Here is a 20,913-nt window from a genome sequence, read left to right on the forward strand (position 1 = left end):
ATAGTATTGTGTAGAAATAAACCAAAGAGGTGATACACATGACCATATTGCAGCTAAAATACGTTATAGCGATAGACGAAGAATCATCCATGAGAAAGGCGGCGGACAGGCTCTATGTCTCACAGCCCGGCCTTTCAAGTGCGGTAAGAGATCTTGAAAAGGAGCTTGGTATTCAGATATTTGAGAGAGTTCATAATGGCGTCGTTACAACATCCGCCGGGGCATCTTTCATTGCGTATGCAAGACATGCGGTTGAACAGTTCGAGATTGTTGAAGAAAAGTATTTGAATTCAAAATCTGATAAGCCCACTTTCTCAGTTTCCATGCAGCATTACACTATTGCAGTTAATGCTTTTATCGAGACAGTAAAGGAATATGATCTTGATGAATATCAATTTTCCATAAGAGAGACTCAGACAAGTGAGGTAATCGAAGATATCAAGAATATGAAAAGCGAAATAGGTGTTATCGCTCTTTCGGATTTCAATAAAAATACCTTCAAAAAGATTTTCACAGATGCATCGCTTGAATTCCACGAACTTTTCACACGTAATACATATGTGTATTTGAGAAAGGATCATCCCCTTGCAGATAAGGAGGAACTCTCACTTGAGGAACTCTCCGACTATCCCTGCATGGTATTCGACCAGGGTGATAATACTTCCTTCTATTATAGAGAGGAAGCCCTTGCTACCTATGATTATAAAAAGATCATCAGTACCAACGAACGAGCAACTTCAATTGAACTAATGCTCGGCCTTAACGGCTATGCTGTCGGAGCTGCAATGCTCGGAGACAGTCTTAATGAATCGGATCTTAAAGCAGTAAAGCTTAAGGAAGACGAGACGCTTACCTTCGGATATATAACAAGAAAGGGCGTCGAACTCAGCGAAATGGGAGAAACCTTTGTAGAAAAGCTTGAAGAATATATGGATTAAAAATTATGCCTGTATGTGAAGTTTGTCATCATCACTGCAATTTAAAAGAAGGTATGACCGGGATGTGCATGGCAAGAACCTGCCGCGACGGAGAGATTGTATGCACAAATTACGGACTTATCACGTCCATAGCACTTGACCCAATAGAGAAAAAACCGTTGTCCAGGTTTTATCCCGGATCAATGGTGGTTTCAGTCGGAAGCTACGGATGTAATCTTCGCTGCCCGTTCTGCCAGAATCATACTATTTCCTACGGCTTTGATCCGTCCTCTTCTCTTCCGCAGAGAGAATATATAGCACCTGATGAACTGGTCGGTATCGCTGCCTCGTATAGAGAAAACGGGAATATAGGAATCGCTTTTACTTATAATGAACCGCTTATAGGATATGAATATGTAAGAGATACTTCAAAACTGGCCCACGAAGCGGGGCTTAAGACCGTGCTTGTATCCAACGGCTGTGTTTCGGAAAAAATCTATGATGAAATTATTCCTTATATAGATGCGATGAATATTGATCTCAAAGGATTTACCGATTCCTATTATGAGGATGTCCTTAATGGTGACAGAAAGATGGTCATGGACTTCATTACAGCTGCTGCCAAGGAGTCACATGTGGAACTGACCACGCTTATTGTCCCGGGATATAATGATACTGATGAGGAAATCATGGAATTATCCTCCTGGATCGCCGGAATCCGCGATGATATTCCGCTTCATATAAGCCGCTATTTTCCAAGATTCAATATGACAGATGTTCCTGCTACAGAGGTTTCAAAAGTCTATCATCTTTCCGAGCTTGCCGGGCAACAGCTTAAATATGTATATACGGGTAATTGATAAAAAAGGGGAAAGCCGGGTTCTTGTCACGAAGAACCCGGCTTTTTTTCTATGAAGAAAGTGTTCTTATGAGGGGGTGGAACTTATTTACTGTTCCTTACAGTGTTTATACTACAGCACAAATCGTAAGAAAAAGTGACCAAAATGTGGTAATTCTGTGAACTTGAACACATTTTATAATCTTGTATGATTTTATAGAAAGATCAATTTTTCCCCGTTGTAGTACCATCCTCAAGATGAATAATAAGTCTACCCTTACCAATTGCATCCTGATGCTGGCCTTTTTGCATAACTTCCTCAATTACGCCGGCACAGGAAGTGCAGATCTGTCTGGATTGCTTGTTATTGTCAAGATCGGCAACTTCAAGATCAAAGGAGTCCTTCACATTCGTGTAGTGGAACTGCTGTAGTCCCACAGAATAAACCTGATTATCATCTATTGGTTCACCCTTAAAATTGAACTTCAGGAATGCATGTGTCTTCTGGTCATACTCTATTTCAAGTCCCTCAGAAAGCTGGTAAAACTCCGTGTGCTCTCCTGCAAGAGCCTCATCTCTAAGCACGCGCAGAAGACCATGCTTTAGCTGTGCACCAGTCCAATAGGTTACAAATACACCATCATCATAAGGGAAATTCTCATCCAGGTCTTTTTTTGTAACAACAGGACCAAGCTTCTCCGTGCGGATGGAACCTGAACCGAGGAGCATGATATCAAGTCCCAGAGCCTCACAAAGAGCATCCGAATAAAGATCGCCAAGCTCAGTCTCCTCTATACGTGAAGGATGTGTGAGCTGCCTTACAAACTTGGTGATGATTCTTCCATACTTTGCATCCGTACTCGTCTTGTAATTATTTATTATTTCCTCGATGCCGGGATCCTTGGGACAGGTACTTTCATTTATCGGAACCGGTTTCCAGGTATAGCTGTCAATGCAGTTATTATCCGTATCGATCATGATGTCAAAACGTCCGATCTGATCCGTACCGGTACCTGCCTGAACAATCGGAATACCATTTACAACGGCAGGCTCTTCTATGAAGGTATGAGAATGACCGCCTATTATCACATCAACTCCCCATGCCGGATCAAGCATTGCTGCAAGCTTTTGATCCTCCTCAAAGCCGATGTGTGTAAGAAGAACTGTAAAGTCTATATCAAGCGCATTATAGGTATCACAGATTCTTCCGATTTCATCAGCGGCATCCTGCAAAGTCACAAGAGTTCCTATTAGTTTGTCCGTCTTGCACTGCATGAGTGCAACCTCTGTTATGATTCCTATAAAAAGAATCTTCATCCCATCTATCTCTATAATTTTATAGGGTTCGAAGAGCCTGGCATTATTCGTCTTAATATGGAAATTGGCATTGATAATCGGAAACTCAGCACATTTTTCAAGGAAAAGAAGGTGTGATACGCCGTAGTCCACCTCGTGATTGCCAAGTGTTACAATGTCCGGAGCGAGCATGTTCATGATCTGAATTGTGGATATGCCGTGAAATTCAGAATCTATAACTGAGCCTCTAAACATGTCACCCGCAATGGCATAGAGGACGTTTTGCTCCTCATGCCGAATCTTACTGACATATCCCGAAAGAAGAGATAAGCCTCCGACAAGCTGCTGGTCTACCTTCTCTGCAAGGAAGTCGCCGTGCATATCGTTTGAGTGTAAAAGTGTAAGTTTCTTTAAATTCTTCATTTGTAATCCCCCTCATCCGGCGCTTCGCGCCACCTGTCTTCGCTCCGCTTCGGTCCGCGCTGAACCGACGTCCCCCGGACGTCGAGCGCCCCCAGGGGGAAGGCATTGAAACAATTTCTATTGCAAATTAATCTTTATCCTACCTTCCACTACTGCATCCTGATGCTGGCCGTTTTGTAGCATTTCCTCGAGTACCTCGGCACAGGAGGTTGCGACTGCGCGGTAGGAGTGATTTTTCTTTAAGTCCTCAGGTTTAAGATCAAAAGAATCCACAAGATTTTTGAAATGATATTCCTGGAGTCCTACAGAGAAAACTCTATTCTCATCAATAGGCTCTCCTTCATAATCAAACTTCAAAAATGAGTGTGTCTTTTGATCATATTCAACCTCAAGTCCTTTTGACAACTGATAAAACTCGGTGTGCTCTCCAGCAAGAGTTTCGTCACGCAGCATCCTCATTATTCCATGCTTTAGCTGAGCACCTGTCCAATAGGTAACAATGGCTGCATCATCATAAGGGAAAGCTCCGTCAAAATCTCCTTTTGTCACAACAGAACCCAGTTCCTTTTTTCTCACAGATCCGGAAGCCATAAGAAAAATATCAACTCCAAGGGCGTCCTTTAGCATATCCGCGAAAAGGTTTCCCAGCTCTGTCTCTTCTATCTTGGACGGATGGGTTAACTTCCTAACAAATTTGGTAAGTATTCTTCCGTATTTTTCATCAGTTGAAGTCTTGTAGTTAAGGATCATGTCCTCAATTGCAGTATCTCTCGGGCAGGTCTTATTGTTGATTGGAACAGGCTTCCAGGTGTAGCTGTCTATTTTGTTTTTATCTGTATCTATCACCATATCAAAGCGGCCTATCTCATCTGTTCCTGTCCCTGCCTGCACAATCGGTATTCCATTTACTATACAGGGCTCTTCCATAAATGTATGTGAATGTCCTCCGATTATCACATCTACACCCCAGGCAGGATCAAGGAGCTCCGCGAGCTTTTGATCTTCCTCAAATCCGATATGCGTCAGTAAAACCGTCAGGTCTACATCGATTGCATTATAGGTGTTACATATCCTTCCGATTTCAGCCGCTGCATCCTCAAGTGTTATGAAGGTTCCTATAAGCTTATCCATCTTGCACTGCTGAAGGGCAATCTCCGTTATTATTCCTATGAAAAGAATCTTCATTCCGCCAACTTCAATAACCTTACATGGATCGAATAATCTCGTGTGGTTTGTCTTGATATAAAGATTCGCATTTATTATAGGAAATTCCGCACATTTCTCCAAAAACAAAAGATGTGCAACACCATAGTCCACCTCATGGTTGCCCACTGTCACTATGTCCGGAGAGAGCATGTTCATAATTTGAATTGTCGAAATCCTGTGAAACTCAGAATCAATAATAGAGCCTCTGAACATATCTCCTGCAATTGCATAGAGAACATTTTCTTCCTCATGTCTGACCTTACTGACATAACCTGAAAGAAGTGACACGCCTCCAACCAGCTTATCGTCAGCCTTCTCGGCAAGGAAATCGCCGTGCATATCATTCGAGTGAAGAAGTGTTAGTTTTTTCAAGTTCTTTTTTGGCTTTTTTTCGTTATGCTTCATATTATCCCCCTACATTAAAACGCTCACTTGATGTGATATCCCATATTGAAAAGGCTGTCGAATTCATCCATGACATGATAGCCGCCCTGAAGACTGACAATCTGCCCGCTGTCATACACCCTGGTTCCGTCCGTAAGTTCATATTCCAGTGAGTAATTAAAACCATCGATTTCAACATCGCCAGTTTTATTGTCTTTAGAAGAATAAAGCTGATACTTGTCTATCATGTTAAAAAACTTTTGCCTCTGTGACTCGCTTAACTTCGTGTATGTGTTATTATTTGTCGAATACCAGTACTCACCGTCACGAAGTTGCACCTCTACACGAAGCCTGGTAATATCCATACTGGAACCGAATTCAAAAACAAACCTTTCCAATGATCCGCCATCAGTTCCATCAATTTGTGAATCAAAAGTCGCTATAGACTTATTTTCATTATCAAACTGTTCCACTTTTAGATGTACATTACTTCCCAATGAAGTATAATCCGTATCTTCAAAAATCTTCATATCCACATCTTCGTTAACAACAATCTCATATAAGAAGCTATATTCTTCGTTATTCAGCAAATCCCGGGCAAAATCATCACTAACCACAGTTCCGAGCGGAAGCATATTCCAGATTTCAAGATTACCGTATTTATCAGGATCATCAGCACAATAAGGTTCTTCCTTGTATCCGTAGATATAGCCATCCGTATTAGCACTATCTAGTCCAAAAAGATCTCTTGCAGCTTTCATACCATAGGAGCTTATCTTGTTCCATTCAGAAGTAACGTAGATATCCTTTGTCAGAACATTGATCATGATTTCTTCTTTACCGCCGTCAAGATATTCCCCCATCACCCAATCTGTCACAAGATGATCCGGCCCCACCTGAGTTCCACTAATACCATAAAAAGTATTCCCCTTGATTATTGCATCAGGATAAACCTTCTTTACTGCTTCCTCAGCAATAGGAATAGCCTCTTTTACATGCTTCTTAGCCTGTTTCGATTCGTCTTTGGGAGATGGACATCCCATAAGACAAACACTCAGAAAAGAAATCAATATAATATAATTACTTTTGAAAAATTTTCTCCGAATGTTCATAGTACATTCCGTCCCATGCATATTCATATTTTGACATCTCAACGATCTGTCCGCTCTCATCTGTTACAACCTGCACAAGCGCAGGATCAAAATATCCGCCGTGTGCCATATTCTCCATTCCGCTGTATTCATAGTTCACAGCAGAATATGCATACTCATCATCAGGAAGGTAATACCCCAGCGCGTCTTCTGAGCTGCTTCCAAGGGCAGCCTTGGTCTCCTGAACTTCAACGCGCTGTAAAGTACAACTGTTACCAAACTCCAGCCATTTGATCGCATAAAAAGAAGTATCTTTAAGGCGTACCTGTTCTTCATTCCCTACGGTAGATGGTGTAGTACCTTCAGTATCATACTCACCGTCATATGTATCCGAATCAGGTCTCTTGAAAAACCATATGCCACTCATACTCCTCTCATATTGAAGTCCGTCTGTTGCAAATCCTGTTCTTTCATCTCCCAATTCCCTCAGCATCAGATAATCCATCCCGAGATTATTGGCAATCAGAATCTGAAATGACTGTCCCGGTCTTACTTCATCCCATGTGTATTCACCGGATGAAAATTTTGCAGACATGGTAAGCCTGTCGTAGGTACCTGTTTTTACAGTATCATCAAAGACATCCGTAAGCTCGATATTGAAGGTCTTCTTATCACCATTTGCCCTGACAAAACGCACCGTCTTATATTGCGGAAGCGGAAAATACAGAATATCCCTGCGGATTCCCGGTTCCTGCATCAGTTCCCCATCATCCATGATTTCCCATGCGCCATACAGATATTCAAGCATTGCCTTATCCCCGGGCCCATATGCGGTTCTTCTAAATTCCATGCGCTTATAGCCGCCATCACCGTCAAGTTCCGGCTGGGTATAAGCTTCGATCCTGTCTTCATCAGGGTGATAATTTATCTCGTAGAGGAAAAACAGTTCACTCGTGACAGAAAGCGAAACATAGTTTTCTTTTGCCTCCGGCTCAAAAGAAGCAGAACTATCAATATCTGCCTCCTTATATGTCATGCCATCGTTTTTTATAGTAAGAATCGCATTACTGTCATCCTGCGAATACCAGGTTCCTTCGAATTTATTATCCTGACTACTATCTTCACTTTTCGTTATCTGTCCGCCACTACCCCTACATGCCGTGAAAGAAACCAAAGCCAATCCTGACATTGCAATGATTAAAAGCATCTTATTCATATCCGCAGACCTCCACATGGCGATATATCGTTTCCGGAATATAGCCTTCCTCATCGTATTCCATGTCATCAGTCTTAGTAATAATCTCTGTGATCAGTTTACCGTCACAGACAGATAATAATTTTTCCTGAACCTTTTTAAAATCATCCACGATAAAATCGATCCATTCGATGTCCACTCCGCATTCTTTCAAAGTATCCGCAAATCCGGGATCTTCCATATCGGAGCCGGCGTATTCGTCGCAGCCAAGCTCTTCAAAGCCATCGCCATCATACGTAAGAGCCTTGAAAACCAGATTCACCCCATCCGCTCTCGTATAATATGATTCCATGGTAGTAATGGCTATGACAGGCTTTTCGTTATATTCATACATAAACACGAACGTATTACCATCATCGGACTCCAGGATGTTTTCCCCATATTCATAAAAGGCCGTATCCTCAACCTCTCCGTTTTCATCGTTATACTCGTATGTGGAAACCCACAGGTTCTCGTACATATCATCGCCCGAGAGCTGGCAGATAATCATCTCATCCATTCCATCACCGTCTATATCTGCAAAACAGTGATTAACGATTCCAAACAGCTGAGGTGGATATTCCGTATAATATATACCCTCATCATCACGCACTGTAATGAAGCTCTCTTTCATACTGCTTATCTGCGTGAACTGACTCTGCACAAACTCTTCAAATGCATCATGCGCTGCGGCGTTAAAATCTTTAATCTCTTTTTCTTTCTTTTTTTCAGGGCTCCCCTTTTCAGCCAGAGCTTCACATAATTCTTCAAACTCTTTCCGAGCGCTTTGGGATTTAAACGAATACTCCTGATACTTATCCTCATCTCCGGACCAGTAAAGGTATGTCCACGGACCAGTGCTGCCAGCCTCCGGATTATCGCCCCTCTCTTTTACCTGACCACCATTAATTGCCCCGACAAAATCCGACCACTCATCGTCCGAAAGTTCAAATTCTGCCTCTGCTATCGTATCCTCTTCAGTAGTCGGGCCATAGTCATCCTTTCGCTCCCTCTCTTCAAAGAAGAACATATTCTTTCCGTCTTCAACATAGAAGAGATACCTTAAATAATATGCGTCGTAATTGATGTTCTCTACTGTATAGTAAAATTTTCCTATCTGATCTTCTGAAATATCCTCGCCAACAATCATGCTGTCTTTTTTAAGCAGTTTGTCAGAACCAGCAACGCTGCTTTTTTCAGCCTTGTCCTCAGAACCCGTTACACTTCTTTTTTCAACTGTCCCGGATATATTTGGAGTCCTACTGCATCCTGTCAATACGCATAACATCAATAAACATGACAAACAACGATAACGCTTCTTCATGACTATCCACCCCCATATTGTGTTAAACTAAGTCACCATTCAGTAGCCCATTCTTCATCAGACACCCTGTGAAAAGAGCCTTTCCATGAGGAAGGTCCGGGATCATCTATGCTTTCCATTTTCTCCTGAACCTCAAGAATAAGCTTTTGTTCGCCGTCATACTCAGAGAGTCTTCCTGTACAGGTAAGCCCAAGAACTTCATTGTATCCGACAATCAGGCACTCATCGCCTATCTTTGATGTTGAAAGAATAAACGGAAAACCGCTGTACTCCTCATTATCTATAAAGCTCAGTTCCTGTTCGTCCGTAATTCCAACCCACATATTACGACTGTGAGTGGGCTCATAGCCATCCTCAATGATCAAATCATCCATGCGCCAGTTGCCGACGAAAGGCTCATACCCCTTTGTATCAAAGGTAATACTGCTTTCAAAATCGCCGCCGGAAATCACCTCGACATCCGAATTCTCCTTCATCGGAACTTTCATTAAATACATGTTTTCAAATTTAAAAGCCTGGGAAAGTTTTTGATCGTTATCTGAATCCCTTTGGACTTCTGCCACCAGAATATACGCGTCATCACCAAGGACTTCTCCAGTCTGCATTACAAGGTGATCTTTATCCATATTGGGAATGAAGTTCTTTACTATAGTCCTCTCCTGTCCTTTATCATCGGACCACAATAAATTCCCGTATACAAAGCGGCTCAGCATATGGCTGCCCAAATAAGAGTGGGACAGATATAGCTCATTGCTGCCAAAAAAAACAGTTTTCCGGAGCAGGATTCATCTGATATTTCACTTATTTCACCTGAGGATTCATCATATGCGCATATCCCGGAACCAAGATAAAGGAATTGTCCACCCTGGCTTGATTCGCCCACTGCTGCCCTGCTGTAGTCATGGAAATAGACCTTGTCTCCAACCTTCACAAAATAGCTGCCATTTCCATAGACCAAATTTTCTTCTGTGGGTTCTTCATCGAGATTTTTTTCTGTCTCAGGCATCTTCGAAGGCGCAGAATCCTCCTCTTTCACAGTTGTTCGCACATCGGATTCCTGCTCAGCGTCAGACTGAGCAGGAATCCGTGTGTCAACCTGAGTAGTATCAGATTTTCTTGCGGATGAGCATCCGTTCATTGATAACACAGTTGTTACAACTATAAGGGACAAAACAATACCGGGATTTTTCATGTTCTCTCCTTATCAATATTCCAACCATACCATTACTATTTTGTCATATATCTTTTCAAAATGAAATTGTAATAAAAACACCAATTTTACTCCCCAAATTTATAGTGAATTAATAATATGATTATTTTCTATTTATAAGTGCCTCACACAAAGATGATAAAATATTATCAGTATATCAATAACCCTTAGGAGGCTTTTTTAATGAAGAAAAAGTATATGTGGATATTTTATTTATAGCGATTCTTGTTCTATCCGGCTGCGGAGAGCATTTATAAGAGCCCTGCGCATGAGTACACCAGATTCCTGCTTGCAGCCATACCTACAATAGAATATGCAGAATAACCGTTTATATCATTTTTGTTATGCTATCTGCATTTCTTCGAGTTTTTCAATAATAGCTGCGGATAATTTTTCATGCCCCTTCTCATCCATGTGCTCGTCATCTACAGCGCTGGGCGTTGCAAAATCGGAAGCTGCAAGGAATTGGTTGCCGCGCCTTTTTGCAATTTTCTCATACTCCTGTCTAAGGTTTTTGCTGACAGCAACGGAGGCCTTATCAAATTCAGGATCCTTCCCGGGAAGGTAAACCTCCTCACCGAGCTTTATCGGAGAGACTACCAGTATTTTCTCAGGTGCTATATATTTTTCAAGCTCATCAAGGCAAAGTTCAAGCCCCTTTCCTATAATATGTGAATTTGCATGAAAAATTGTTTTGCAATCATTTGTGCCCAGCATGATGATCGCAGCATCCAACGGGTAATTACTCTCTATACTGAGAGGAAGAATCTCAGCACCTTTTCTGAAAGGGCGAAGCTGATCGTCAAAAACGGTTGTCCTTCCGCAAAGACCATCCTCAATAATTCTTCCGTCATCTAGTTTGTCCTGAACTATACTTGTCCACCTTTTCCCCCAGGGATATCTCTCCTTTGTTCCCGGAATAAGTCCCCATGTATTTGAATCTCCAAAAGCAAGAATGTTTGCCATAATTCACACCTCATAATTTTAAAAAATGCCGAGTACTGACTAATTACATTTCATAAATTTATTATGATTGTCCCGGGTCTTGATGTAAAATATCCAAAACTTTTAGTTGGATATAAAAATATCCTATACCCTAATCTACCCTTCAAAAGAAAAACTGCAGCGATCGTGTCGTTACAATCTGCTACAGTTTTCATCACTTATAATATTCAGCTATACGTTTTATTATCGGTTCTAATTCACCCTCTATATCGAAAATAGAAATTCCCCGAACAGTAAATTGTTTACTCATCTTAGGCCCGATATGGGTGCATATGATGCATCGGCAATCCTCCAATAGCTTCACCTTTTCTTCAGAACCTTTGCCGCATCTGTTCCCCTGATTCCCGCAAAATTCGCTATATACTGTGGGATCCTTAAGTTCATTTAGTGTATCATCCTCCTTAGGTTTCCACTCTCTGATTTCGCTAAACTTTATTCTTGCATTATCATCTACGTCATATATGTAGAACTGATCTGCCATCCCGAATTCCAGGTCGGAATAAATGCCGTCGGATGATGCTACTGCAATTTTGTATGCCATGATTAGTCCCCTCATCCGCCCCTTCGGGGCACCTTCTCCCAGAGGGAGAAGGCAGAATTATATTATCAGCCACCTTCATCTATTACTCATAATCTTTATCATATTTTTATATCACATAGTCGGACTCAGGGAGGATTCGTTTCAGGAACTGCCTGGTTCTCTCCTCCTTTGGCTTGTAGAAGATATCCTTGGGTGAACCCTGTTCAACAACTACTCCGTCGGACATGAAAATGACTTTGTTTGCCACGTCCTCTGCAAAGCTCATCTCATGTGTCACTACTATCATGGTAGTTCCTTCCTTTGCGAGCTTTTTAATTATAGAGAGCACCTCTCCCACGAGCTCGGGATCAAGGGCTGAAGTCGGCTCATCGAACAGAATAACCTTGGGATTAACTGCAACGGCCCTAGCTATACCTACACGCTGCTGCATTCCTCCTGAGAGCTGTGCCGGATAAAGATCAAGCTTATCCTCAAGTCCGACCTTCTTAAGTGCACTTATGGCAATGTCCACAGCCTCCTTCTTCGGAACCTTTCTGGCAACTATAAGACCTTCCGTTACATTCTGCAAAACCGTCTTATTATTAAAAAGACAATAGTTCTGGAAAACGAAAGCTGTATTTTTTCTCACATAGGATATATCTTTTCTGGATGAGTGATGCATATCCATAGTCTTGTTATCAAGCGTAAGCTTTCCCTTGTCCGCCTTCTCCAGGAAATTTATACTTCGCAGCAAGGTGGTTTTTCCCGAACCGCTGGGACCAAGAATTACTATGACATCCCCTTTATTTACTTCAATATCGACGCCCTTCAGAATTTGATTTTTCCCAAAGGCTTTGTGTACATTCTCAAGTTTAAGCATTTATTCCACCTCTTAAAAGTTTATTATTGATCCGGTTCTACAGCGGATGGTATAGCCTGATTCTCTTCTCGATAACCTTAAAGATCACCTCGATTCCCAGATTGATAGCAACATATAAAACAGCAATGATCAGATAAGCCTCAACATAGCAGGTAAACTTCGCTCCTTCCGTTTTCGCAATTCCCATAATTTCAAAAACCGAAACCGCGAATGCCAGAGAACTAAGTTTTACAAGTCCGGTGATATTGGTGCACAGAACAGGAAGAGAATTAACAATTGCCTGTGGAAGAATGATTCTTCTGTAGCCCTGAAGCACGCTAAGGCCTATAGCCTTTGCTGCTTCGAGCTGTCCCTTATCAATTGCCCCAAGCGCTCCGCGAAACATCTCGCTCATAACGGGAATCATTCCGAAGGAAAAAATGAAATATGCATAGGTCATCCCCTTGATTGAGTAGACATCAAAACCAATTCCTTTTTCCTTAAAATACGGTGCCAGCACCGTCGGCAGAGCTGTATAGATCAGGTAAATCTGCACCATAACCGGCGTGCCTCTTGCAAAGGAAACATATACTCCCAGAATTTTCGATATGATTCCGTTGCTGTTAGTTCTGATGACAGCAAACAAAAATCCAAAGAGGAGTGATATCAGAAGTACGACTCCGACTATTTTAAATGTAACAGGAACGCCCTTTAGCACCAGAAAAAAAGTATTGTAAATAAATTCGGTATTAAGTGACATGTATTATGTTCTCCCCAGTTCTCGTTTTACTCTTTGCTCCGCAAATTTAAGAAGCTTTTCGGATGCAATTGCAACCACCCAGTATATGGCAGCCAATGCTATGTATATCTCCAGAATGTGATTACTGTAGGTATTCTGATTCAGCGTGTTTGCTTTTCCGAAAATATCTACCAGACCGATCGTAAAGCCAAGGCTACCTTCCTTAATGAGATAGATCACCAGATTTCCAAGGCTCGGAAGCGCATACAAAAGTGCCTGCGGAAAGATTATCCTGCAAAAGGTCTGAATATCTGTAAGTCCTATGCTTACTCCGGCCTCATACTGTCCCTTATCAACCGATTTGTATGCACTTCTCATGATTTCCGTAAGGGATGCGGTAGCAAGCAGTGTCACTGTTATGATAACGAAAAGAATCGGATCTTTTCTTCCCATGTTATTGCCCGTCACCGCCTCAGCCACCATTGGTATCCCGTAATATACCAGGAATAAAAGTACAACCGGTGGTATCGAGCGGAAAACCGCCGTATATACATTGGCTATGCCCCTTAATATGCGGCTCTTTCCCAGCTTAAAAAAAGCAAACAGAAATCCGAAGAATATTCCGAAAAGCAGCGAAAGCCCTGCATAAGTAAAGGTCACTTTAAGATAAGGCAAAAGCTTTACAAAATATTCAAAAAATGTGCTTAATTTAAATCGCATAGATTTACTCCACGTGTGTTCTTGATGATAAGTTTCCTCTGTTAAAGGCAAGGCTGTAAATCTTTTCGATAAGCCTTAATCCTCCATCGTAGCCGACATAGCTTGATGATGTGATTATCTCTGTTGCAATCGGGAGACTAAGGTTAACAAAATAATTATTTGTTTTCTTGGCAATATTGTTCTCCCAGTAGCTTCCGAAAATAATAGCTTTTTTGCTGCTTCCTATCTTCTCTTCAATGTCTCTGGTGATAAGTCCTCCATCGGCCTCGAACTTAATGATTTCACCTACATTCTCAGTACTCTCATCAAATGCTGCCTTAATCTTCTCTTCGCGCTCCTGGGACGGGTCGTCAATGATATAGATTCCCTGCGGCAAAAATCCCAGTTCGTTAGTCAGATAAGATGTAACTCCAGATGAATATAAGCTGTCTCCTACTACGTAAAGCTGATAGGGAAGGATATTTCTCTGCTCTGCAACGAAGTCCGTAAAGGAAATAAAGTAGTCGTAGAATCTCTTCTCTTCTTTATTAACAACCTGCTCCACAGCGTCTTCCGAAAGACCTGCGAACTTTCCAACTGCTCTTAGGAACTTACTTGTTTCCTGAGCTCCCACAGGAAGTGTCTGATAATGTAAAAATGGCGTGCCATACTTTTTCTCAAGATGCTTTACAATCGAAAGACCTACCCAGGGACCAACAAGCAGGTTAAACTGCGCGTTCGGAATAGTCTTCCATTCGTCTACCCCACCCGATGCAGGTCCGAATAACACGTTCACCTTAAGTCCAAGCTTCTCCAGGATGTTCTTTAAATTTTCAAGATCGCCTCTCCAGTAAGCATCTTGAAAAGGTACCGAAGCAAAGACATTAACAAGTCCCTTTTCTACAGAAGGCTCAACTTTTCCAACGAACTGATCAACGATTGCCTTAACCACCACCTCGTGTCCGAAGTAATTATTCCCTCTAAAGCCGGCGGTATCTACACCCACAACCGGATCGCCGTTTCTTAAAAATCTTCCGGCAACACCTGCACTGTCATCACCAATGATTCCCGCGGTACATCCTGAAAGAATTACGAAAAGGTCTGCCTTTACTACCTTAAGTGCACCTTCAACAAGTTCTTCAAGATTTTTTTCGCCGCCGAATACAACTTCCTTTTCGCCTGCATTTGTACAGGATACATGGGTTCTTCCGGCATAGCCTTCACCCTGCTGTCCTGCCTGAACTCCCGCAAAACCTGATGCTTTGGATGCGCAACCCGGTCCTGCATGTATTATCGGTGCTGCTCCGGGAATTGCCAGTACTGTCTGCTGCGCTGCAAGAGCACAGGAGAATCTTGGCTTTTCTATGATTGAACTCATGATTTCTTTCCTCCTTTTTCAAAATAGAAGGGATCATCAACTTCATTCATCCACCAGTCTGTGTAAGGAAATTCCGAATGTGCGGCAACGTTTTCATTGAACTTTCTGGTCAGATAAGCTTCCCATAATCTGTTACCCAGACGTATAACTCCGTCATATCCGATTGAATAGTTTGCATCTCCTTCAAATATTGTAGGTATTCCCAATTTATAACCGAGTACTGTAAGTCCCTGATGTCTAACGATAAGATAATCGGGTTTAACCTTCTTTAAGATTTTCACAACCTCGTAGGGCTGCTTATTACATACGTTAAAGTTATGAATGTCTCCGGCCGATTCAACGAGTTTCTCTAAGATGTTTATTTCTCCGGAATCTGCCTTCTGATCGTGGTGAAGTGCTGTAACACCCGCGATCTTAAGTCCTAAATCCTTTACAAGATTTGAGAGATTGTAGGTGTAGGCATCGCCTGCAAGAATGTAAACCGTTTTTCCTTCAAATTTCTTCTTAAGTTCTTCCAGCTCCTCTGCAATTCTTGCATGCTCTGTTGCAATCACATCCTCAACAACATCTGTCTTATCTGTGAGTCTCGCAATTTCGTGAAGCCATCCATCTGTCCAGTTAATGCCGTAGGGAGCAGGTGCTTTTACTTCAGGTACCCCGAATTTTTCTTCAAGTCCGTGAGATATATAAGTTGCCAGCGTCTCACATATCTGTGCTGAGCAGGTAGCTTCTGAGAGACTAGCCAGTTCCTCATAGGTTGCAAGAGGCACAACATAGTTGGTCTTAAGTCCCAGCTTTGCAAGGAGAGGTGTAAAAGTATCTGTTCCTTCAAAGTTAAAGATATTTACAACATCCTTCTTGCGCTCTTTGGGCTCTCTCACAATTTTCTTCAAAATACCATGGAAGGTTGCGTCAAACCCGGTGGACCAGACCTTTGACTTAAAGCCCTCGCAGGCGATGGGAACTATCGGAACACCAAGCTCATCTTCCATCTCTTCAGCAACTGACTCCACATCATCACCGATGATTCCTGATGCACAGGAGGTCGTTATGAAAATTACTGACGGATTCTGTCTCTTGTAGGCTTCTCTTAGTGCCTTCCTCAGTTTTTCCATTCCGCCGTATACGGTATCCTTTTCCTGAATATTGGTGCAGATAGCGGTATTTGAAAACTCGCCCCTTTTCCTTGCTGCAGTAACGGCGCGTCCTGCATTATCTCTGACACTGTCGCCTGCCGCAAAGCATCCAATTGGAGCATGTGCCACAACTGCTCCGCCCTTTACGAAGGAAGCCATTGACTGTGCACATCCCTCCTGACAGTCACTACACTGACCATAGCGTCTGCCGGAGCATTTTAATTCTGCATTTTTTGATTTTTCATTTAAATCTGAAGCAGTTCCGTTATAGCTGAGTATCGCATTCAGTCTGCGCTCACGTATAACCGGTGCTCCGGTTGATAAATTGATAGCCATAAGTTATTAACCTCTAACCCCTTTTTAATTGTCTGTTAAGTCCTTGATATCCTCTTCAAATGGATCATATCCATAGAACTGTTTGCTGATTTCCTGTGCCTTGCCATCCTCTTTGAGCTCCTTAAGTGCTGCGTCATAAGCATCAAGGAACTTCTGGTCAACCTTGTCCTTGTTGAAAAGATTGTAAACACCAACTATCTGAATCGGGATCCAAACAAGATCATCGACTGCATCGTGATAAGCTCCATCCTCAGCAACATAGTTAGTAAGCCAGTTTGAATAAAGTGCAAGACCTACATCATATCTGCCATTGATAATCCAGTTATTTACTTCGCTGTTGGTATTCTCTGATGTGTACTCAAACTCAATCTGGTTATCCGGATGCTGTTCGTTGTAAACCTCTACCGGATATGTGAGTCCGTTACCTGCCTGCATTGAATAGAAGGTAAGTCCTTCGCTCTTCTGTCTGTTGGCAACATCCTCAAAGCTTGTAAGATCGCCAAGTTCTTTCTTTACAAGAAGGCCGATATAGCTTGCACCAATGTTTTCATTGGGAATTGCATACTTTTCAATTCTCTCTTTTGTTAAGAAGCAGTTAGCTTCGCCGCCCTGGTAGGTTCCAGCCTCGATTCCCACAAATACATCATCGAAGGATGTGGGTACATACTCAAACTCATAATCCTCGAGCTTGTCATCGATTGCTCTCATAAGCTCAACTGTAGCGCCTGTGAGGTTATCATCTTCATCAAGATAATCGTTAACACCTGATACTGAAATATTGCAGCCGATTACAATGTGGTTTGAAGAACCGCCTTCAGATGAGCCTGCCTCTTCTGTATTTGCATCCTCTGCCTTTGCACTGTCACTTCCCGCTGCACTTTCACTGGCCTTTGCGCTGCCGCATGCTGCAAGTTGAAGCGCCAATACTGCTGCTGTTAATACTGCCAAAACTTTTCTCTTTTTCATAATCTTCCTCCTGATTGTTTGTAATATATAGGTTTTAGTTTCTGTATTTAAATCTGATAATCATCAGCCATAAGACCGAACTCCGAAAGGATTTCCTCAAGCTTTTCCTGTGTCATGGGTGTGGGAATTACAAGGTCTTTATTGTTCATTACCGCCTCCGCAAGATTCCTGTATTCCTGAGCCTGATTTGATTCCGGCTTATACTCTATAACTGTCTTCTTGTTAATCTCTGCGTGCTGTACCACATTGTCACGGGGAACAAAGTAGATAAGCTTGGTACCAAGCTCCTTAGAAAACGCACGAAGCAGATCAAGCTCTCTGTCAACATTTCTGCTATTGCAGATGATACCGCCAAGCCTTACACCGCCTGTCTTAGCATATCTTGCGATACCTTTGGAGATGTTGTTGGCTGCATAGAGAGCCATCATCTCACCACTTGCTACAATATAGATTTCCTGAGCTTTTCCTTCACGGATAGGCATTGCAAAACCACCACAAACTACATCGCCGAGTACGTCATAAAATACATAATCAAGATCCTCTGTATACGCTCCAAGCTGTTCAAGAAGACCTATTGAAGTAATGATTCCGCGTCCTGCACATCCAACACCGGGCTCAGGTCCGCCTGACTCAACACATCTTGTTCCTCCAAAGCCTTCCTTTAAGATGCTGTCGATATCAACATCGTCTCCCTCTTCTCTAAGGGTGTCCAAAACTGTTCTCTGTGCAAGGCCGCCAAGTAAAAGTCGTGTCGAGTCTGCTTTAGGATCACAGCCTACTACCATGACCTTTTGTCCCTTTTCAACAAGTCCTGCTGTCAGGTTCTGTGTTGTAGTGGACTTTCCGATTCCACCCTTTCCGTAAATTGCAATCTGTCTTAACTCTGCCATTTTTTCAAACTCTCCTCCATTCTTATGTGTTTTCTACTACAGCTCTATCACTGCGAGCTCTGTCATAAATCATCAGCTTTTCTATGGCCTGATCTATTTCATTTTCTATCTCAAGAGCTTTTATACCTTTGCTCAAAAGAATCCTTGCTGCACCGGGGCCTATCCTCGCTGAAAGTGCATATTTGCAATGACTGATTTTCTCTGCAACCGCCTCGATGTTTTCATGGTCACATCCTCCGTTACAAGCAAGGCCGGTATCTATTTCATCCACATATTCCCAATTAGCGTTATCTGTTATTTCTGCGATAAGAAACTTTACGCATCTTCCGAAATGAAGATCTATATTCTCTCCGCTATAGGACGCCAACGCCACCTGATATTTCATACCAGCCTCCTTATCCGTGTGAAAATGTATTTTTCGCATTAAGTTTCTTTATGTCATACAACTGATCCGATATTTCAAGCTTTCCGGGAATACCTGCTGCGTCCGCCCTACATCTCTGGCAATGCTTGAAAACTCTTATATATTTTTCAGCTTTTGTTCTTGCCTCATGAATCATCATGCAATCTGGTTCCTTTAAATGTGATAGCTTATGTGTCGGAATAAGTGGGATGATATTCATAAAGTCTGCGCCGAGTCCTGCCACGGTTTTGGCGACTTCTTCGACATGTTCATCATTTATTCCCGGGCAAAGAACTGTATTGACCTTTACCATAGCTCCAAGCTTCTTTATCTTCTTGATTCCCCGAAGCTGTGCATCTATGAGAATTCTTGCACCCTCTTCCCCGACATAGGTAACTCCGTCTTTTACAATCCAGAGACATATATGTTTCAGTACCTTGGGATCAACTGCATTGACGGTTACTGTTACTGTTTTTACGCCTGCATCTATGAGTTCCTGTGCCCTTTCTTCAAGAAGTAATCCGTTTGTACTAAGGCAGTTTATAAGTTCCGGATGCTTTTCCTTTATAAGCTTAAAAGTCTCTATCGCATAATCGGATGCGAGTGTATCTCCCGGTCCTGCGATACCTGCCACTGTTATCTGTGGGCAAAGCTCCAAGGCTTTATCAAGTATTTCCGCCGCCTCATTGGGAGTAAGTATTTCTGAAGTAACTCCCGGTCTTTTCTCATCCTTATTTCTTGTCCTGTTGCAGAAAGCACACTGTATGTTGCAGGAAGGACTTACCGGAAGATGAATTCTTCCTTTATTAAGATTGGGCCCCTTTCCAAAGCAGGGATGCTGGTTTGAAATGTGCTCCAGCGGATCATTTAGTTCAAGTAATGTATTAGTGCTATTGTTCATTTGTGTTACTCCTGTCTGTCCAAACTCCGGTTGTCAGATGTAGCTTAGGATGTATCCCTCCTCATCAAAGACCAGCGAATTGTCATCGGCGTGCATTCCATCTGCAAAAAAATTGAAAGGTCTAATCTTTTTCCCTTTATATTCAATCTCTGTCTTAAATGCCGGTTCGATGCTTCTAATCTTTCCCGATCTGTAAAAGGAAATTCCTATGTTTGTTTTGATGTCTCCGTACTTTGTTCTGATTATCAGTGTGTCGCTGTTGTAAATGGTTATACTTTTAAGCTTTCCATCAGGGAAAAAGTACAGACACTGTGGTCTTGATCTGTAGATCGTTTTCCCCACCTTCAAGTCTAAATACGCGGTAATCTCGGCTTCGTTTTTCTCCGACCAGTAGGCTCCTATTCTTCCATACCTGGGAAAAATTCTTTTTATGCTTCCATTCTCGTAAAAGGTTATGAGCTCTGCAGGTATCATCCCGTAATCAGTTTCTATATCAGTCTGTCCATTTAAATACACCGCCCTGATTTTCCCTGATTTATAGAAGCGCACCTTTTCTCTTTCTCGTCTTCTAAAATCCATTTCCGGATCATTTGTATTTTCATAACCTTTAAAAAAACTTGCCGTGATTGTCATTTTTCCTTTCCTTCCATAAACCTGCGGATTCATTTTTATTTCACAGGACATGACCCATGAAATAAAAAAGGAGGTTTACAACACGCTTCACAAATGAAATGAAGTGATTGTAAACCTCCGGTTGTCCGGTCGGTTATCTTTAAGGTTAGATGAATTCTAACATAGTAACCGACCGGGGAAAATCAAGTATTACTTATGGCTGGGTATAATAAAATCGGTTAATCCCCATTTATAGTGGGTAACAACATTTCCTTATTATTGATTCCTGCTTGGAAGTGTAGCTGTGTGGCAATGGTATATCAAGGGAGCTTCGCTCCATTGTGTGGAAACCCTTGACATACCATTGCCACACAACTACAGGGCACCCAAGGAATCAATGAATAAGAGTGCTACGCCATAGTTATCACCGCTTCAATATCCAGATCACTGCAGTTCAGGTAGATCATTGTTTTGAAATATTCAGTATTCCTGAAACCGCGGGCTCTGCGTTTTACATTCTGTATGATACTGTTCATACCTTCCAGT

22 protein-coding genes are annotated in these 20,913 nt (G+C 42.1%); 2 read left to right on the forward strand and 20 right to left on the reverse strand.

The window, feature by feature from the left end; genetic code table 11:
- The first annotated feature begins 38 nt into the window (after window positions 1-38).
- Both BLR42_RS10225 and amrS read left to right on the forward strand, forming a co-directional pair.
- A complete protein-coding gene (locus BLR42_RS10225) occupies window positions 39-938 on the forward strand; it encodes a LysR family transcriptional regulator (RefSeq protein WP_091868747.1) in 900 nt (299 codons plus the stop codon).
- Window positions 939-940: 2 nt separating this feature from the next.
- The gene (gene amrS / locus BLR42_RS10230; RefSeq protein ID WP_091868749.1) at window positions 941-1,777 is read left to right on the forward strand and encodes an AmmeMemoRadiSam system radical SAM enzyme; all 837 of its coding nucleotides are present in this window, start codon (window positions 941-943) and stop codon (window positions 1,775-1,777) included.
- A 203-nt stretch (window positions 1,778-1,980) separates the two neighbouring features.
- On the opposite strand, the gene BLR42_RS10235 is transcribed toward amrS, so the two are convergent.
- From BLR42_RS10235 to BLR42_RS10330, 20 genes are all read right to left on the reverse strand, one after another.
- Window positions 1,981-3,474: a bifunctional metallophosphatase/5'-nucleotidase gene (locus BLR42_RS10235; protein WP_091868753.1), complete on the reverse strand. Its 1,494-nt coding sequence runs from the start codon at window positions 3,472-3,474 to the stop codon at window positions 1,981-1,983.
- A gap of 117 nt (window positions 3,475-3,591) precedes the next feature.
- Complete coding sequence (locus BLR42_RS10240) at window positions 3,592-5,085, reverse strand: bifunctional metallophosphatase/5'-nucleotidase (protein WP_091868755.1); 1,494 nt, start codon at window positions 5,083-5,085, stop codon at window positions 3,592-3,594.
- Window positions 5,086-5,108: 23 nt separating this feature from the next.
- Window positions 5,109-6,107: a hypothetical protein gene (locus tag BLR42_RS10245; RefSeq protein WP_091868757.1), complete on the reverse strand. Its 999-nt coding sequence runs from the start codon at window positions 6,105-6,107 to the stop codon at window positions 5,109-5,111.
- Window positions 6,108-6,144: 37 nt separating this feature from the next.
- Window positions 6,145-7,371: a hypothetical protein gene (locus BLR42_RS10250; RefSeq protein WP_091868759.1), complete on the reverse strand. Its 1,227-nt coding sequence runs from the start codon at window positions 7,369-7,371 to the stop codon at window positions 6,145-6,147.
- On the reverse strand, window positions 7,364-8,713 hold the full coding sequence (locus tag BLR42_RS10255) for a hypothetical protein (protein WP_139165138.1): 1,350 nt from the start codon (window positions 8,711-8,713) through the stop codon (window positions 7,364-7,366). The genes BLR42_RS10250 and BLR42_RS10255 overlap by 8 nt, the downstream gene beginning before the upstream one ends.
- A 32-nt stretch (window positions 8,714-8,745) precedes the next feature.
- Window positions 8,746-9,426 carry a hypothetical protein gene (locus tag BLR42_RS10260; RefSeq protein WP_091868763.1) on the reverse strand — a complete coding sequence of 227 codons (681 nt, stop codon included), beginning with the start codon at window positions 9,424-9,426 and terminating at the stop codon, window positions 8,746-8,748.
- Window positions 9,420-9,905 (reverse strand): hypothetical protein, encoded by a 486-nt coding sequence (locus tag BLR42_RS10265; protein WP_091868765.1) that lies wholly within the window; start codon window positions 9,903-9,905, stop codon window positions 9,420-9,422. The genes BLR42_RS10260 and BLR42_RS10265 overlap by 7 nt, the downstream gene beginning before the upstream one ends.
- A gap of 360 nt (window positions 9,906-10,265) precedes the next feature.
- Complete coding sequence (locus BLR42_RS10270) at window positions 10,266-10,889, reverse strand: GDSL-type esterase/lipase family protein (protein WP_091868767.1); 624 nt, start codon at window positions 10,887-10,889, stop codon at window positions 10,266-10,268.
- Between the two features lie 193 nt (window positions 10,890-11,082).
- Entirely contained in the window at window positions 11,083-11,469 is a 387-nt protein-coding gene (locus tag BLR42_RS10275; protein WP_170832719.1) for a NifB/NifX family molybdenum-iron cluster-binding protein, read from the reverse strand.
- Window positions 11,470-11,575: 106 nt separating this feature from the next.
- Window positions 11,576-12,328, reverse strand: coding sequence for an amino acid ABC transporter ATP-binding protein (locus BLR42_RS10280; protein ID WP_091868772.1), 753 nt, complete (start codon window positions 12,326-12,328; stop codon window positions 11,576-11,578).
- Between the two features lie 37 nt (window positions 12,329-12,365).
- Complete coding sequence (locus BLR42_RS10285; RefSeq protein ID WP_091820373.1) at window positions 12,366-13,067, reverse strand: amino acid ABC transporter permease; 702 nt, start codon at window positions 13,065-13,067, stop codon at window positions 12,366-12,368.
- 3 nt (window positions 13,068-13,070) lie between these two features.
- Window positions 13,071-13,766: an amino acid ABC transporter permease gene (locus tag BLR42_RS10290; protein ID WP_091868774.1), complete on the reverse strand. Its 696-nt coding sequence runs from the start codon at window positions 13,764-13,766 to the stop codon at window positions 13,071-13,073.
- Between the two features lie 4 nt (window positions 13,767-13,770).
- Window positions 13,771-15,123, reverse strand: a complete 1,353-nt coding sequence (locus BLR42_RS10295) for a nitrogenase component 1 (protein WP_091868776.1) — start codon at window positions 15,121-15,123, stop codon at window positions 13,771-13,773.
- Entirely contained in the window at window positions 15,120-16,595 is a 1,476-nt protein-coding gene (locus BLR42_RS10300; protein WP_091868778.1) for a nitrogenase component 1, read from the reverse strand. Before BLR42_RS10300 ends, BLR42_RS10295 begins: the two co-directional genes overlap by 4 nt.
- Before the next feature lie 24 nt (window positions 16,596-16,619).
- Complete coding sequence (locus tag BLR42_RS10305) at window positions 16,620-17,561, reverse strand: transporter substrate-binding domain-containing protein (protein ID WP_091868780.1); 942 nt, start codon at window positions 17,559-17,561, stop codon at window positions 16,620-16,622.
- Window positions 17,562-17,608: 47 nt separating this feature from the next.
- Window positions 17,609-18,451 carry a nitrogenase iron protein gene (gene nifH, locus BLR42_RS10310; RefSeq protein WP_022761476.1) on the reverse strand — a complete coding sequence of 281 codons (843 nt, stop codon included), beginning with the start codon at window positions 18,449-18,451 and terminating at the stop codon, window positions 17,609-17,611.
- 22 nt (window positions 18,452-18,473) lie between these two features.
- Complete coding sequence (locus tag BLR42_RS10315; protein WP_170832720.1) at window positions 18,474-18,836, reverse strand: NifB/NifX family molybdenum-iron cluster-binding protein; 363 nt, start codon at window positions 18,834-18,836, stop codon at window positions 18,474-18,476.
- A gap of 10 nt (window positions 18,837-18,846) precedes the next feature.
- Window positions 18,847-19,755: a radical SAM protein gene (locus BLR42_RS10320; protein ID WP_091868785.1), complete on the reverse strand. Its 909-nt coding sequence runs from the start codon at window positions 19,753-19,755 to the stop codon at window positions 18,847-18,849.
- Window positions 19,756-19,788: 33 nt separating this feature from the next.
- Window positions 19,789-20,388 (reverse strand): hypothetical protein, encoded by a 600-nt coding sequence (locus BLR42_RS10325; protein WP_139165139.1) that lies wholly within the window; start codon window positions 20,386-20,388, stop codon window positions 19,789-19,791.
- 389 nt (window positions 20,389-20,777) lie between these two features.
- A partial coding sequence (locus BLR42_RS10330) for a transposase (RefSeq protein ID WP_139165140.1) occupies window positions 20,778-20,913 on the reverse strand: 136 nt, incomplete at its 5' end.

Origin of the sequence: Butyrivibrio sp. INlla16, assembly GCF_900104155.1 — a bacterium.
Lineage (GTDB): Bacteria > Bacillota > Clostridia > Lachnospirales > Lachnospiraceae > Butyrivibrio.

Coding starts and splice junctions, on each gene's coding strand:
- BLR42_RS10245 (WP_091868757.1), bottom strand. CDS start 6,107: ATGGGATGTCCATCTCCCAAAGACGAATCGAAACAGGCTAAGAAGCAT.
- BLR42_RS10255 (WP_139165138.1), bottom strand. CDS start 8,713: ATGAAGAAGCGTTATCGTTGTTTGTCATGTTTATTGATGTTATGCGTA.
- nifH (WP_022761476.1), bottom strand. CDS start 18,451: ATGGCAGAGTTAAGACAGATTGCAATTTACGGAAAGGGTGGAATCGGA.
- BLR42_RS10235 (WP_091868753.1), bottom strand. CDS start 3,474: ATGAAGAATTTAAAGAAACTTACACTTTTACACTCAAACGATATGCAC.
- BLR42_RS10325 (WP_139165139.1), bottom strand. CDS start 20,388: ATGACAATCACGGCAAGTTTTTTTAAAGGTTATGAAAATACAAATGAT.
- BLR42_RS10260 (WP_091868763.1), bottom strand. CDS start 9,426: ATGCTGAGCCGCTTTGTATACGGGAATTTATTGTGGTCCGATGATAAA.
- BLR42_RS10285 (WP_091820373.1), bottom strand. CDS start 13,067: ATGTCACTTAATACCGAATTTATTTACAATACTTTTTTTCTGGTGCTA.
- BLR42_RS10300 (WP_091868778.1), bottom strand. CDS start 16,595: ATGGCTATCAATTTATCAACCGGAGCACCGGTTATACGTGAGCGCAGA.
- BLR42_RS10250 (WP_091868759.1), bottom strand. CDS start 7,371: ATGAATAAGATGCTTTTAATCATTGCAATGTCAGGATTGGCTTTGGTT.
- BLR42_RS10315 (WP_170832720.1), bottom strand. CDS start 18,836: ATGAAATATCAGGTGGCGTTGGCGTCCTATAGCGGAGAGAATATAGAT.
- BLR42_RS10280 (WP_091868772.1), bottom strand. CDS start 12,328: ATGCTTAAACTTGAGAATGTACACAAAGCCTTTGGGAAAAATCAAATT.
- BLR42_RS10320 (WP_091868785.1), bottom strand. CDS start 19,755: ATGAACAATAGCACTAATACATTACTTGAACTAAATGATCCGCTGGAG.
- BLR42_RS10295 (WP_091868776.1), bottom strand. CDS start 15,123: ATGAGTTCAATCATAGAAAAGCCAAGATTCTCCTGTGCTCTTGCAGCG.
- BLR42_RS10275 (WP_170832719.1), bottom strand. CDS start 11,469: ATGGCATACAAAATTGCAGTAGCATCATCCGACGGCATTTATTCCGAC.
- BLR42_RS10270 (WP_091868767.1), bottom strand. CDS start 10,889: ATGGCAAACATTCTTGCTTTTGGAGATTCAAATACATGGGGACTTATT.
- BLR42_RS10225 (WP_091868747.1), top strand. CDS start 39: ATGACCATATTGCAGCTAAAATACGTTATAGCGATAGACGAAGAATCA.
- BLR42_RS10265 (WP_091868765.1), bottom strand. CDS start 9,905: ATGAAAAATCCCGGTATTGTTTTGTCCCTTATAGTTGTAACAACTGTG.
- BLR42_RS10290 (WP_091868774.1), bottom strand. CDS start 13,766: ATGCGATTTAAATTAAGCACATTTTTTGAATATTTTGTAAAGCTTTTG.
- BLR42_RS10240 (WP_091868755.1), bottom strand. CDS start 5,085: ATGAAGCATAACGAAAAAAAGCCAAAAAAGAACTTGAAAAAACTAACA.
- BLR42_RS10305 (WP_091868780.1), bottom strand. CDS start 17,561: ATGAAAAAGAGAAAAGTTTTGGCAGTATTAACAGCAGCAGTATTGGCG.